We start from the raw sequence: 14,719 nt of genomic DNA on the forward strand, positions 1-14,719 counted from the left end.
TGAATGAATTATAGATCCGTGCTCATTGTTCTCACCGTTGTTCTCTTCTTCACTAGATCCGGGGGGCAGCAAACTCAGAAGTCTCAGGCTCAGCCGAACATAGTCTTCATTATGGCCGATGATATGGGCTATGGTGATATTCAGGAATTAAATCCAGAGTCTAGAATTCCGACCCCTCACTTGAATCAATTGGCCCGCGAAGGAATGACTTTTACGGATGCCCACTCCCCATCGTCGGTTTGCACTCCAACCCGATACGGAGTCATGACTGGTCGCTACTGTTGGAGGAGCGAACTAAAACGAGGGGTCCTCAACGGTTATGGAGCTCCGCTTATTGAAACCAATCGTGAAACGGTTGCATCTGCTCTCCGTAGGGAAGGCTACACTACGGGTGTGGTGGGAAAATGGCACCTTGGTTTGGGATTCCAAAAGACGAATGGCGAATGGGACTGGTCGAAGAAATTGGATTATTCACCGATAGACATAGGATTTGACTACTCGTATGTGATTCCTGCGTCGCTAGATTTTCCACCCTATATTTACATTGAAGGGCATGAGATCACAGGTCAGCCGGATAGAGAGCAACCCGCCAGGAAGTTTCCCGCCTTTTTAAGAAAAGGAGAACTGGGTTCGGATTTTTCGATTATCGACTGCTTAGATCAACTGGCTATCAAAGCATCTGATTACATCGTTGAACGTTCAAAAGAAGACGAGCCCTTCTTTTTGTATTTTCCCTTAACGGCTCCTCACAAGCCAGCGCTGCCACACCCTCGATTCGTAGGTAAAAGCGGTTTGGGGCCTTATGGTGATTTTGTCATGCAAGTGGATGAGACTGTGGGCAAGATTTTGGGTACCATAGACGAATTAGGGATATCGGACGACACTCTAGTGATCTACACCAGCGATAACGGATCTTACATGTACCGCTATCAAGATAGTGAGAAGCCAGACCACGTGAGCGATGAATCGGTGCAAGGTTATTTTGAAGGGCACCACACGGCGAATGGAGTACGTCGCGGAACAAAGGCTGACATTTGGGAAGCGGGGCATCGTGTTCCTTTTCTCGTACGCTGGCCTCGTAAAGTGAAACCGGGCAGCGCCTCGGGAAGGACGATTACGCATACTGACTTTTTCGCAACTGCTGTATCGGTTGCCGGAGGACGTATTCCGGATGCAAAAGTGGCTGCTCAAGATAGCTTTGATTTTTCTCCATTGTTTCTGGGTAAAGATAAAGGCTGGAAGCGAGCCCCAGTTATTCACCATTCGGGTGGGGCCATGTTCGCAATCCGCCACGGCGATTGGAAGCTGATTCTAGGAAACGGTTCAGGAGGACGAGAAAAGCCTTCTGGAAAACGATTTGATAGGCCCTGGCAACTCTACAACCTGAAGGAGGACTTGATAGAGCAGACTGACCTCTATCGGGAAAATTCAGAAATTGCCCAAACCTTAGAACGAAGGGCGCTCGAAATCATGAGCAACGGTAGGAGCCGTTAGGTATTAATTGTCGCGAGCTTTGGGTTCTGAGATTGCATTAAAGTAGCGATTACCGCGCAAACTGCTTTTTTGTGTCCGTATCACAACTCTAGAAAGTCTCAGATCTAGCCGAACAGTAGATTTAGCATCGCTATAGGCGTGAATGGGCAAAGGAAAGAAGAGAAGAGCAAAAAAGGCTGAACCCTCAGGTTCAGCCTTTGAAAATTAAAGTTGCGACGGATTTCCCTATGCGTTCTTAAGGTCGTTGAAGAGCTCCAACCCCTCCGCAGGTTTTAGTCCGTCGTGAACCACTCCCGCAACCGCTTTGATCATAGCAAGAGGGGCTTCGGACTGGAAGACGTTGCGGCCCATGTCGACGCCAGCAGCCCCGCATTGGATAGCGTTGTATGCAAGCTCTAGAGCTTCGATTTCCGGAAGCTTCTTTCCACCAGCGATCACAACAGGAACCGGAGTAGCGGCGACCACATTTTCGAATCCTTCCGTGTAGTAGGTCTTGACGATGCTGGCACCATTCTCAGCGCAAACTCGAGCAGCGAGGCTGAAGTAGCGAGAATCCCGAACCATGTCCTTGCCCACTGCTGTTACTCCCATAACGGGAATGCTGTACTTGTTCCCTATATCGACGAGACGACTGATGTTGGCGATCGTCGAGGCTTCCGTAGCAGCATCTCCGACGGCTATCATCGCTGCCATGGCCGTTGCATTCATGCTGATTGCTTCCGCCTCATCGAGGAGGACATTATGGTTCATATCAGTGAGAATAGTCGTTCCGGTGTCGGTACGAAGACAGATCGGTTTCGTATTGTCAGCTGGGATACAAGAGCGGATCATTCCACGAGTTCCCATAAGACAGTCTGCGTGCTCGGCGAGAGGAGCGATATTGAGATCGATACGCTCGAGCCCTGAAGTGGGCCCCATTAGGAAGCCGTGGTCAAACGCGAGCATAACAGTGCGCCCTGATCTACGGTTGAAAATGCGCGACATGCGATTCTTTATACCCCAGTCAGTGCTGTTCATTCCTTTTAGGTAAAAGGAGTTGGTATCAGCGGGTGTATTAAGCCCGAAATTGTCGCCGTCTCTGATGTCGTCTAGATCTGCCATTTTTATAGAGGGTTATTATGTTGAGAATTTAGTTGTTTAGGAAATGGTGTTATCGTGCACGAGGGATGCTGATTATTAGTTTATATTTTTTGGATTCTTTGTAGCTCAGTTTCTATAGCCTGAGCAGCTGTGGAATGGGTGAATTTGCTAAATTACGAAGGCTTAAGCACTGTGCTACTAATTTACGTATTCGTTCATTGTGTTGAACATTATGGATACGGATAAGGCACCAGGATCGGGATGTCCGATTGATTTTTCACCAAGCGTTTTGGCACGTCCCATTGTGGCGATCATGGCCTTGGTTTTCTCCATGCCGTCGGTAGCTCCGGCTGCGATCGCGGCGAATGCTTCGGAAAGCGATTTGTCTACGGTAGCCTGACCCGCTTCCTGAGCTCCGGCAAGTGCGTCGACCATGGTTTTGTCGCCTGGCTTGGCTCCTCCCAGATTGCAGACTCCATCTCGGGCCGCATCGAGAAACCTAGAGAGCCCCGGAGGGTCAAGGGCTTCGCATTCGTTGAGAGCCGTGCCACCACTTTGGTAGAGCATCCCCATGACAGCTCCCGAGGCCCCACCCATTGAAGCCATCAGGGCCATGCCGGTGGTGGAGAACACTTCGCCTACTGATTTCGGATCGAGCGCCTCGATCTGTGCCTTGGCGGCTGTGAACCCACGTTGCATTCCCAGGCCATGGTCACCGTCACCTAGCTTGCGGTCGGCTTCGGAGAGCTCGGCCTCACTTGCGATGATTTTATCGCAAATCAAAAGGATCATTTCTTTAACTTCGTTGGGGCTTAAGGTGCGGTCGGTCATAGTTGGGTGTGTGTAATAGCTAGGGTAGGGTTACTTATCCTTAAGCAGCTAAAATACGGTTGCTTAGGGATAAGCAGCCCTACCTTTGACCTGAGTGCAGTGTGATTCATGACTGAGGTAGGTTGAGCTGATTAGAGCTTTGTGTATCCGAGGGATGAACACGGCGTATCCCAAAGAGGTTTTAGCGTGTCGTCGAGCTTGGTGAAGCTGATGGAGAGTCCGGCCATTTCCTGGCAAGTCACCAGTGGTCCCAGAAGGACGTCGTAAATCTTAATATCTTTTTCGGTTAGGATGGCTTTGACCCGTTTCAAGACAATGAGGCATTCCATCATAGTGGTGGAGCCTAGGCTGTTAATGAGAACGAGTACTTCGTCTCCCGATCCGATGGGAAGATCGTCGGCCAAGATGAGATCGACTAGCTTGTCGGCCAAGGCGTCCGCGGTCATCATCTTTTCCACCCCGACTCCTTGCTCGCCGTGGATACCCATACCGATGCCGATAGAATCTTCATCGAGTTCAAAAGTGGGCATTCCCGTTGCGGGGATTGAGCCAGGCGAAAGGGCGACACCGACGGAGCGCGTGTTGTCGCGGGCTAGTGTTACAAGACTGACCAGTTCGTCGAGATCCTTGGCTTTGTCGGCCGCAGCTCCCGCGAGCTTTACGATCGGAATGAGTCCGGCGATACCGCGCCGGCCTTCTTTGTCGCTGGGAGGAGCAGACGCGACATCGTCCCAAATCAAAACAGTTTCAACCCGAATTCCTTCCGCGGCAGCGAGCTGAGCGGCGATCTTGAAGTTCATGACATCACCCGCGTAGTTGCCGTAGAGGAAAAGGACCCCTTGGCCTTTGTTTACAGCTCTCGTAGCGTCAAGGATGACATTGGGAGGAGGAGCGGCAAAGATGTCCCCACATGCGGCTCCATCAGCCATGCCAGGTCCGATAAGGCCGTGGTAGATCGGTTCGTGTCCGGTGCCGCCTCCGACAAGGAGGGCGACTTTGTCAGATGCGATTTCGGTAAGGGCAATCGCGCCAGGACCTACTTTGGTTACGCTACCGTTGTAGTAATCGACGAGGCCATCGATGAGTTCCGCTGCGGCTTGATTGGGATCGTTGAGTAATTTTTTCATTTAGGAATAAATTTTAGTACCCTCAAATATCACGAATATTCACGAATGGAATCAACGCGAATCAGTGGTTTTAAAATTAATAAAGTATAGAGAGAACGGAAATTGTTAGACGATTAGGGTTGATTCGTGGAAGGGATTAAATGATCCGGTCGTTCCCACCGTCGACTGGGATTTGAGCTCCGGTGGTTTTAGCAAAGGCGTCTGAGGCGAGGGCGACGACGGTGTTGCCAACGCTTCGTGAGGTGATTTCCGTTTTCATGAGGTTGCGCTTTTTGTACTGTTCCACCGTAATTCCATAGCGTTCGGCAGAACGTTCGAGGGCTTCCTTGGTCCAGAGCTTGGTATCGAAAACGGCATCCGGGTGAATGATGTTTACCCTCACTCCTTCAGGAGCCAGTTCCAGCGCGGCCACGCGGCAGAGCTGGGTCAAGGCCGCTTTTGCGCAGGAGTAGCTGGCGGCGCCGGCTCCAGGAGCGTTGACGTTTCGGGAACCAATGAAGATGATGGTTGGGTCGATCCCTTTCTTAACGAATGGTATGGCATGTTTGAGTAGCACTTGGTGACTAGTGAGGTTGACCGCCATGCTTCGCTCCCAGTTATTCTGTTCCATATCTTCCAGGTAGGCTCCCGCAGTGAAAATCCCCGCGTTGGATACGACGATGTCGAGTCCCCCAAACTCGCGGATGATTCGTTCAATGAGAGCTTCGACCTGGGCTTCCTGTGTGAGGTCGACCGTGATGCCAAGCGCCCCAATTCCCTCCATGATCGAATTGATCTCCGGATTGATATCTGCCCCAATGACGCAGGCTCCCGCTTCTGTTAGCGTGGTTGCAGTCGCCAAACCGATCCCCGCTGCTGAACCGGATACGAGGGCAATTTTCCCTTGGAGGAGCCCTTCGTGAGAAGAGCAAGCTTCGGGACCAGCAATGGTAGTTTCCACCCAGCCCCCAGTTGCGTTCGCAAGAAGTTTTGCTTCGCCGATTTGAGTCGCAAATTGAGCGACTTTTCTGGCTTCGCGCTTGTCTTGTCCGAAACCAAATATGCCTTTGTTGGGCCAGAGGATGGTGTGGACAGGTGCGTCCGAGGAGAGAGACCCTTCATGATTACCGTCGGTCACTGCTCCGAGCGATTGTGCGGTTTCACTACCCGCAAGCGATCGAGAGGAAGCAGATTCGTCGTGAACCGCAATTAACGCGTGTCCCTTTTTGTTGGATACGAATTGGCGCAACGTGGCGATTTCCATGGTCTGGGTCGCAGTGGCCTCTTTAGGTTCAGTCGCAGTGCTCGTGGTTTCGAAATAAGCCTCGGCAGCGGCATTTAAAGTCACTGTTCGCTCGTGGCATTCGTTCGCTTCGTCGCTGAACGTGAGAAGTCCCAGATTTGGCACAAGAATCCCTTCTAGCTCGGAGCTGTCGAGAAGGGCCAGAATCGCTTTTACCTGTTCCGCTCGGCTTTTCTTGGAAGGGGAGACGGCGACTCGATTGCCGAAAATCTCCGCTGTGAGAGATTTCACGTTTGTATGATTTGCTAAAGCCAAAGTGGCGGAGGAGCAGGTTTGGTCGACGAAGCGAGAAGGGATTGCGGCATGGAGAAGCGTGTCGGCGGTGGGGGCTTGGCTTGGCTGGAGTTCTCCGCAAAGAGAGAGCTGAAGTGGCAATTCTTGGCTAGGCAAGCAATCCAGCTGTCCCAGTTTCACGAGCCGTTCCTTATCGAGGCCGATGTATTTCCCAACTTGTGGTATAAAGAGATGGGTACGGTCTTCTCCAAAAACATCACGCGACGTCGTCTTAACCGTTCCCCAGAGAGGCACCCCGGTAACCGATTTGGAAAAGGTAGCGGTGGCGTAGGCTCGGAGCGAAAGAAGATCGTTTTCAACTTTGGCGGCATCCTCGTTGTTCCACTGGCTTTGCATATTCTAAACGTTTACGGTTTCTTGGGGTTTGAGGGCGTTAGGTTGATTTTGAGTCTAGATTATTGGGGAAAAGGTAAATTTACGCTAGGACTTTTTCCGCAATGATATGTACGAAAACGGCATTGAGAGGATTGGAGAGATGGGGAATGGAGGTTTGCCGCGAAGGACTTAGGTATACCGTTTGCGATAGGCCGCTGGGGTCGTGTGCAAAACGCTAAGGAAAGACCGGGTAAAGTGGCTTTGATCGTAAAAGCCGCAGTCCATGGCGATTGCCGAAATCGGCGCGTCGGTTTGGCTTAGGGCTGCGCAAGACTGCTGTATACGGTAGCGATTCAGGTATTGGATAGGAGTAAGGTGAAAGCTCTTCTTGAAGTGCCGCTCAAAGGCGCTGAGAGAGAGGCCACACTCTTTAGCGAGATCCTTCAGCTTGATTTCCTGAGCATAGTTCGACGCAATGTATTGTATGGATCGATCGAGGGCGGATCGGTGGAGCGCGTTGGTGTTTCCTTCAAATTTCCTGGTTACGCCCGCCAATCCGCAGACCTTTCCCTGACGATTGATCAGAGGAACTTTGTTGGTGATGTGCCATTGGATGAGGCGTTGTGACGTTGTGATGAGTTCCACCTTGTTTTTAACGATGTACCCCTCTTCGATCACCCGTTTGTCATCCGCGGCGTAGCTTTTCTCGATATCGTCCGCGAAGAAATCGGAATCGGGTCTTCCCACGATTTCGCTCTTGTTCTTCAGCCCCATAAAATCAGCCAGCTCCTGGTTTACGTAGACAAAATGCCGATTGGCGTCTTTGACAAAGAATAGGAGCCCGGGAATGCAGTCGAATAGCAATTGCCCGGTATTCACGATCCCGTTGTCTATAATGAACTGGGAAAGAGAGTCGTTGCCGCGGGATTGTTTCTTCATCCTATTCAATCTGTGCTTAAATTCGCCAAGGGCAGGTAAGCGAGATTATTGGGAGGAAGAAAAAACCAGCATCATCCAAGAATCGCAAGGCGAATGATCTGGAGTTGAGATTGCATCTACGGCTCACGTGGAAATTCAAAAAGCCCCGCAGCTTTTGGGCTGCGGGGCTTGAAATTCGAAATCCCCAGGGGATTTTATCCGTTAATGATTGGAATCAGCTTCTCTTGGCAGTACTTGCCGTCGTGGAGGGTGACTCCGTCTGGATCTTCGATGGCCTTATCTGCTTCGTCTTCGCAGATAATCCAACCATCTAGGTCTTGGTCGACGAGCCACTGGGTGATTCCAGGAAAGTCGACTTTCCCTTCACCCATCAAAGTCCACTCGGGATTTCCATCCCAATCTTTGTAGTGGACGTGGTTGATGAGGGAGCTGAACTCTTTCATTTTCGTGAGTGGGTCCATACCACCATTGGCGATGTGTCCCACGTCAGGAGTCCATCCCGTCACGCTCGAATCGAGCCCGTTCAGGATGACAGCGTAGTCTTCTTCGGTGCGGTTGATGGAGGTATCTGGTGAATTCGGGTGGAAGGAACAGCGAAGTCCGGCATCGTGTGCCCTGCGGGAAACCGCGTTCACATTGGCGACGAGATTAAGGCGCCGCTGTTCTAGGTCGTGACGTCCGGTTGGCATCTGAACCGTGCAAAGCGGGGATCCAGGGAATTTTTTCAGGATTTCGATCGCGTCATCGGCTTGCCGTTTCTCATCGTCGGTTTCTTCGGGGTTGTTCCAGTCGCAAACGAGAGCAATACCGGCAAGTTTTACATTATGCTGGGCGAGTTTGTCGGCGAGCTTGACGGGATCGGTGAGGTCACCCATCCAGAAATGCATCGGCTCGATGCCTTCAAATCCCGCTTTTTCAACCATCTCGATCATATGTCCCAGCTGGTTCTCGTAGGCGGCCCCGGATTCACGCATGAACCAGGTGTATACTTCTGCTCCTAATGATATGTTAGCCATATTATGTGTAATTTAGTTGGGGTGTAAGATTTGTGAAGAGTTGTTGGATACGCGTTTTACGCGCTCCAGCCATGAGCGTTGCGAACGTCAACCATCGCACTAAGAATTGTGTTCCAGGTAGTGGGGGTTTCCAGCATTGCATTCGGGAACATGCAGCCGTCCCAGCAAATATGCTCGATGCCGCGTTCCTTGGCTCCTTCGAGCCAGTAGCCGGAGCACTTGACGATGTCTAGCTTACCATTTGGGTCGTCTGCTGGGCAGTGCTTGCCGGTTTTGTCGTGCGAGCCCGTGCCGTGGACACTGCCATCATTCTGGGCAACGTGAAAGTCGATCGTCCAGGGACGCAGCGCGTCGGTCATCGTTTTATAGGCGGCGTCGAAGTCCTCGTCGCTATAGCCTTCCTGCAAAAGGGCATGTTCGGGCGCATTGTAGCCTAGGAGATAGAGATAGGAATGGGCCAGATCGCATTGGAACCCGAGTGTTTCTGGCATGCCTACTTCTTCGAGAAGATTGAGCATGTCCTTCCAGGAATGCATTCCCGCCCAGCAAATCTCGCCTTCGGCGGCCAAGCGCTCGCCATGATCTGCGGCAATTTTGGCGGCTTTCTTGAAGGTATCGGCGATGCGTGCTGTGTTGGCCTTGGGATCTTCGCGCCATTTCTCGATACCGCCCTCGGCGGAGTCGATACGGATGACGCCATACTTGCGCACGCCGTGGTCATTGAAGATTTTGGCGATGCGGCAGGCCTTTTCGACCGCCGTCAGAAACTTCTGTTGCTGTTCGTCATCGCCCATGGCGGAGTCACCAACGGTACCAGGCCAGACGGGAGCTACCAGCGATCCCACGGTGAATCCGTGACCGGAGATCTTATCCGCGACTGCCTTCAGTTCGTCGTCGCTGGCGTCAGGATCGGTGTGCGGATGAAAGAGGAAGTAGTCGATGCCCTCGAACTTCTGTCCGTTTACTTCGGCACCCGCTGTTAATTCCAGCATGCGATCAAGACTGATGGGTGGTTCGGCACCTTCTTCGTCGCCGCCTTTACCGACGAGTCCGGGCCACATGGCGTTATGGAGTTTGGGATAATTCATAAGGTATTTCGAAAACAAATGAGGATAATCCATTTTGGGCAACCCATATTGTAACGATTGAGCAATCCCTTGTACATTCTAAGCAGAAATGTCTTCAAATCTCGTAAATTGACGGGAAAGGCCCATCTCAACCGGGTTGTTTAAGCGGTCGCCTTACCTGAGATCCGTCACTTCCAATATTCTGTAGCCGAAGGATGGGTTTCTAGTAAAATATCCAAGATAACGGTTTTGTCGCTTCGAGGCGAGTGGATATAGCCCTTGTGTCAGATAGTTGGATCCAAAATGCCTTCGATTTTGGCCCAAGTGTAGTTAAGCGCGTCTTGCGGCAGATTTTTGAAGGTTTCGGTTCAAACGATGTAACCGAAAGGATAGCGGAACATGCGGCGGTTTGCCCTCAATTGGTAGAGTGACCTCCCTTTGGAGTCTTTGGGTTCCCGTGCGTGGAAAGTCTGGGCGAAGGCAGAGCCAGAGATCTCGATCTTCGGAATATCGGCTTCGTCGGCGAAGAACATACATTTAAGGACCTTGTCGCTCGCATCCTTGATCCGTCGCACGGTCGAATCTGAAATGGGGTCGTCGGGCTTTAGTAGCTCATCCATGACTTTCTGGTTGTGGGAAATCTCGTTGATTCACATTGAGGTATTATGAGCGAGAAACTGAAAATCGGAGTATTGGGGTTGAGTCATGATCATATTTGGGGCGAAGCGGAGGCTCTTGTCGCTTGTGATGAAATGGAATTGGTTGCAGCAGCAGATCCGATCGATGCCCTGACAGGTCGGTTTGCGGAAACCTACGGATGTCCGGTTTACGGTTCTGTAGAGGCCTTGCTGGAAAACGAGACCATCGACGCGGCTTATGTATTCGGAAGTAACTTGCAAGGAGCCGACTTCGCGATTCAAGCGATGGAGCGCGGATTGCACGTGCTCATCGAAAAACCGCTTGCGGCCAGTTTGGAGGACGCCAAGCGTATGTTGAGCTTGGCGGAAGAGCGAGAAGTTAAGCTGGTGGTCAATTGGCCAATCGCTTGGTGGCCTCAAATTCAAAAGGCCTTGCAGATGGCCTTCGATGGCGAGCTCGGCGACCTTCGAGGCGTCACCTACCGGGCGGCTCATTGTGGACCCGAAGAACTCGGCTGCTCAGAGTATTTTTGCGATTGGCTGTTCGATGCGGAGCGTAATGGAGGGGGAGCTATGATGGACTATTGCTGCTATGGAGCGGTTCTGGCGGCAGCGCTAATGGGCATGCCCGACTCGGTTACAGGAACGGAGGGCGGTAAGGCCAAAGATTTTCTAGCTGTTGAGGACAGTGGGGTGGTTGTGATGAAATACCCTCGAGGGATCGCGACCGCGACCGCTTCCTGGACTCAAATTGGAAATTTGACGAGCTACGAGACAACGATCTATGGTTCTAAAGGGACGCTGCTTGTATATCCCAGCTCGGATGGGAAATTGTATTGGGCAACGAAAGACAATCCCAATGGAACGGAAGTAGACGTTCCAGAACTGGACTCCGGGCTGAAAAACTCCGCCAGGCATTTCGCGGAGGTTGTAAGAAGAGGGACTGACTCGACCGTTCTTTGCCGAGCCGACTTGGCTCGGGATGCTCAGGAGATTGTGGAGGCGGGAATCCGTTCTGCCCATAACGGCACCCAGATTAAGTTGCCGCTCGGTTGAGGGAGTTAGGGTGAGAGCGCGTGCTGGGCGCAGTCTGTAAGGCGAAGACTGGTCCCGTTCTACTACATGCGGCCGTAGGGCTAGCTCTTTCTCTATGCCGCGCTGCAAGGGTATTGCTACATCTGCGGTGGAGCGGGGGCACAGCGAGCCCTACCTTTCCCCGCTTCGCTTGTCTGCTTCAGAGTATGCAGCTCAATGGATCTAACGAGTGTGGTGAAGCGTTCCTTATTCCCAACTAATGTTCTCGTGTTGGTAGTAGATGAGTCGTCCCGTTTCGGTGCCGACCACCAAGTCTGGCTTGCCACCGAAAAAAGCTGTTGCGGGTGAGCAGGCGTGTTGTCCGAGGTGAACAGGCTCCCCTCGGTGATGCATCAGTTTGGGATAGGCGAAGACCGGCTGTTGATTGGATCCTTTGTTTTCCAGAAATAGCACGGCCGCCCCCGCTTTGTTTTTCGACCAAGGCAATCCACTCTGATCAGCTACCGGAACTGTACTGTGTCGCGGTGTGCCGACAATGAGATCAAAGTCCCCGTCTTGATCCCAGTCTACGCACTCGAACTTGATGCGTCCACGACCTCCGGCTTCCAGAAAATTGGCGCTGATGAAAGAGCCGTCCTCCAGTCGCAGTTTGCCGACATCCCTCAGGTTAAACGCGTCTACTTGTGTATACAGGTGGAATTGATCCTCATCATCCAAGGTTATGTAGATGTTCTGGCCATCCAGGTTATCGATGCCGGGACGTGTTCGCCAGGAACCGTGCATATCCAGGTCGTCTAGGTAAAGTGGCTTGGCTGAGGCCAGTCGGGGTTGGGTCTTCGAACCGGTATTGATATAAACGCTATGCATACCACGAACGTCATTCATAAGGATGTCGGGGAGGCCATCGCCATTCCAGTCGTAAATATTTGGGCAAGTGTAACCCCATCGAGCTTCGCCGGGCCCCTGTATGCTGCTGTAGTGGCCCTGGATGTGCACTAGCTCTCCGGCAGCTGCAATGCGTTGTGGTGGAGCAAATATAGGTCGGTTAATTTTGGATACGTTTTCGAAGAATAGGAAGAAGCCATGAGAATTCCCGGCAACAATATCCAGGTTGCCATCTCCGTTCCAATCGACGACGGTGGGTACTACCAGCGTTCCACCGAACAACTCAGCCGACACCTGTTGGACTTCACCCATGGGTTTGAAAGCGAAGTGATCAGGGATTCTCTGATAGTAATACATTCCCCCTTCGCCGGAAGCCAGAAGGTCCAAATTGGAAGATTCTCTAGGCGGGTAAGCGATGACATTAGTCCACGTTTCGGGGTGGCGAAGGGAGATGCCGTGTTCATCTACGAGGGGCATTTTTTCGCGAGGACGGTATTCATCGACTGGCAGGAGATCTGAATAGCTGTGTAGTCCGCCCAGCAGTGTTCCGACGATGAGTCTTGGCAGTCCGTTGTCCCGTATGATCGTCATGCCATTGATGCCGAATTGCCCGCCTCTCTTATGGGTGATGATTTCCCGGGCACGTAGGTTCTGTGGAACGTTTGGAAAGGGAAGAGACGCCCCGTAAACTGCATCGCGGGGAATGCCACCCATCCAGATACCGGATCCGTCAAAAGGCCGGTAAGCAGCCAAACGATGGCTACCCGCAGCTTTGTAATTAACACCATCTGAAACACTCAGAAACATTTCCAACTGCCCATCCTCATTGAGTAAACCCGTCGCCGCGCGCGGCGTTCTTGGCAAGCCGGACAGTCTAGTCTTGGAAACGACATCAAAACGCATGTGATCTCGATTGAAATTCGCCAGGAAGAATTCTGTATGACTTACCCAGATTCCAAAGACCGCCCCATCGGGGGTTTGGAAGATATAGCTGGCCACTGCATGATCCTGTAAACTGTGGTCCTTCAATTTTGGAAGTTCTGAAACATCGACCTCCATCGGTTGGGAGAAAACCGGTATCCCGTCCGGCGTGTCGCGCACCCACCGGTAAAGATGAAAGCCTGGATACCAACGGTCGGAACTGACAAAAATATCAGGTCGCTCGCCTCCAAATATGTAAGCGGAGCCCAGTGGGGTGGAACTGATCCCGATTGAAGCCAGGGGGCCAATCCCGTCGTTGCCGCCGACCAGGAGAGGTTGGCCACTGGCTATCGATACGTCGATGGTACTGGTCTTTCCATCTTGGGCGGCGACCGGGGATGCCGATTTCAGGCAGATGCATACCAAGATAAATTTGGAAACCAATAAGACGATGTATGTTCTGAGGTCCATCTATCCAAAGACAATGATCGTTTCCCGAAGGATGTCAGGATTTAATTTTAAGATCATTGTTGCCCGCAACCGTAATGTCTCTCTTGACGCAGAATTCGAAGCGGTAGGTAATCGATTTCTGGGTACTCGAATAACTGATAGTCTCCTTCCTCGTCGTATTCAATGGTTGGAACCAGATCATCGCTCACGTTATAGTCGATAATCTCCTCTCCTCATCCTTAATTTCCATGGCAAACGCCAGTGCTTCCTGCACGGTTTTCGACTAAGTAATCAATGGATTGCTCTTCGTGGATTCAAGCGTTTCATTAAAGATTGAATAGGGTTCCGAACTACCACTCTCCTTCGCCGCCAAATCGGACTTTAACCGCTTCGCCAAACGCGTTGCCCGCTACATTGATATCATGTAGGATTTCAGATGCGGGTTTCCCGCAGCTCGAACGAGCAGCAGGAATCACAGTATTGCATTCATTTTGATCCATAAAGACGGATGCATCCAATAGAGCTTCTTCATCCTCCGGCGGTATTGCAAGGAATCCGTGCTTGTCCGCATGAATCAATTGTCCCGGTTGTATAGATCTTCCGAACACATCTACTTCGCAGTTCCACTCGACTGGCACGCTATAGGCATGGCCCACGCACATACCCCGAGCGAGTGCCTTAAAGCCCGCATTTTTCATTTCATCGACATCTCGTATGGCCCCATCAATTATGGTCCCAACACAGCCTAGTGCTTTGTGAATATTACTATTCACTTCACCCCAGAACGCGCCTACCAGATCCGGCTTATCCATATCCTCTACAATAACAACTTTCGGACCTTCGATACCTGCCACGTATTCACGATATTCAGCCCAGGCGTTTGGGTTGGCTTCAACATGTGCTTTCTTCGAGGGCTCGATCCTTACGGTTACCGCATAACCAATCATGGGCCCCATTTCGGACATGTAGTCGGTGAGAGGCTCTCGGTTAAAACCGTCCTGAGCTACATCATGCTGGGTAATTTGCTCCCAACCATTATAGATGGTAGGAGTGTTCCAGCGTTTCAATTGCAAGAGTGTCGAATGCGGAAGTGTCATAGTGTGAATGAAAGATTTCTCCGAAAGCCCAACCAGATGGGAAATCGTGTCGGGAGCAAGAAGCCTGTACTGGTTTGTTGACCGGACAAGCAGATACGCGGAGCGTATCGCAATTAGACGCAGGGCCTGACTGCCGAATCAAACCTTAGAGGTTGTTTTTAAAGTCAAAAATCAGTAGGGGCGTCGCGTACGGCGTCCGCAGAAGAAGCTAGAAATCTCCACACGCTGTCTCCCCAAGCAGAGCCCCA

The 14,719-nt window shown here is 51.6% G+C and carries 12 protein-coding genes; 2 read left to right on the forward strand and 10 right to left on the reverse strand.

The annotated features are described in order from the left end of the window. Window positions 1-3 precede the first annotated feature (3 nt). Window positions 4-1,494 carry a sulfatase family protein gene (locus GA004_RS04330; protein ID WP_283396074.1) on the forward strand — a complete coding sequence of 497 codons (1,491 nt, stop codon included), beginning with the start codon at window positions 4-6 and terminating at the stop codon, window positions 1,492-1,494. Window positions 1,495-1,719: 225 nt separating this feature from the next. Here GA004_RS04330 and lsrF read toward each other — a convergent pair whose 3' ends face one another. The 8 genes from lsrF to GA004_RS04370 all read right to left on the reverse strand — a co-directional run bounded on the left by lsrF (window position 1,720) and on the right by GA004_RS04370 (window position 10,065). Next, window positions 1,720-2,595 (reverse strand): 3-hydroxy-5-phosphonooxypentane-2,4-dione thiolase, encoded by an 876-nt coding sequence (lsrF, locus tag GA004_RS04335; RefSeq protein ID WP_283396075.1) that lies wholly within the window; start codon window positions 2,593-2,595, stop codon window positions 1,720-1,722. A gap of 177 nt (window positions 2,596-2,772) precedes the next feature. Beyond that, window positions 2,773-3,405, reverse strand: a complete 633-nt coding sequence (dhaL, locus tag GA004_RS04340; protein WP_283396076.1) for a dihydroxyacetone kinase subunit DhaL — start codon at window positions 3,403-3,405, stop codon at window positions 2,773-2,775. A gap of 131 nt (window positions 3,406-3,536) precedes the next feature. Beyond that, entirely contained in the window at window positions 3,537-4,532 is a 996-nt protein-coding gene (locus GA004_RS04345) for a dihydroxyacetone kinase subunit DhaK (RefSeq protein WP_283396077.1), read from the reverse strand. Window positions 4,533-4,668: 136 nt separating this feature from the next. Next, the gene (locus GA004_RS04350) at window positions 4,669-6,444 is read right to left on the reverse strand and encodes an SDR family oxidoreductase (protein ID WP_283396078.1); all 1,776 of its coding nucleotides are present in this window, start codon (window positions 6,442-6,444) and stop codon (window positions 4,669-4,671) included. 168 nt (window positions 6,445-6,612) lie between these two features. Then, window positions 6,613-7,362, reverse strand: coding sequence for an AraC family transcriptional regulator (locus GA004_RS04355; RefSeq protein ID WP_283396079.1), 750 nt, complete (start codon window positions 7,360-7,362; stop codon window positions 6,613-6,615). A gap of 194 nt (window positions 7,363-7,556) precedes the next feature. Further along, entirely contained in the window at window positions 7,557-8,378 is an 822-nt protein-coding gene (locus GA004_RS04360) for a sugar phosphate isomerase/epimerase family protein (protein ID WP_283396080.1), read from the reverse strand. Between the two features lie 56 nt (window positions 8,379-8,434). Then, a complete protein-coding gene (locus tag GA004_RS04365) occupies window positions 8,435-9,466 on the reverse strand; it encodes a sugar phosphate isomerase/epimerase family protein (protein WP_283396081.1) in 1,032 nt (343 codons plus the stop codon). Window positions 9,467-9,813: 347 nt separating this feature from the next. Next, window positions 9,814-10,065, reverse strand: coding sequence for a hypothetical protein (locus GA004_RS04370; RefSeq protein ID WP_283396082.1), 252 nt, complete (start codon window positions 10,063-10,065; stop codon window positions 9,814-9,816). 45 nt (window positions 10,066-10,110) lie between these two features. On the opposite strand from GA004_RS04370, the gene GA004_RS04375 reads away from it, so the two are divergent. Next, window positions 10,111-11,139 carry a Gfo/Idh/MocA family protein gene (locus tag GA004_RS04375; protein ID WP_283396083.1) on the forward strand — a complete coding sequence of 343 codons (1,029 nt, stop codon included), beginning with the start codon at window positions 10,111-10,113 and terminating at the stop codon, window positions 11,137-11,139. A 225-nt stretch (window positions 11,140-11,364) separates the two neighbouring features. Here GA004_RS04375 and GA004_RS04380 read toward each other — a convergent pair whose 3' ends face one another. Beyond that, a complete protein-coding gene (locus GA004_RS04380) occupies window positions 11,365-13,395 on the reverse strand; it encodes an FG-GAP repeat domain-containing protein (RefSeq protein ID WP_283396084.1) in 2,031 nt (676 codons plus the stop codon). A 329-nt stretch (window positions 13,396-13,724) separates the two neighbouring features. Then, window positions 13,725-14,471, reverse strand: coding sequence for an RraA family protein (locus tag GA004_RS04385; protein WP_283396085.1), 747 nt, complete (start codon window positions 14,469-14,471; stop codon window positions 13,725-13,727). Window positions 14,472-14,719 lie beyond the last annotated feature (248 nt).

Origin of the sequence: Candidatus Pelagisphaera phototrophica, from assembly GCF_014529625.1 — a bacterium.
Classification (GTDB): Bacteria; Verrucomicrobiota; Verrucomicrobiia; order Opitutales; family Opitutaceae; genus Pelagisphaera; species Pelagisphaera phototrophica.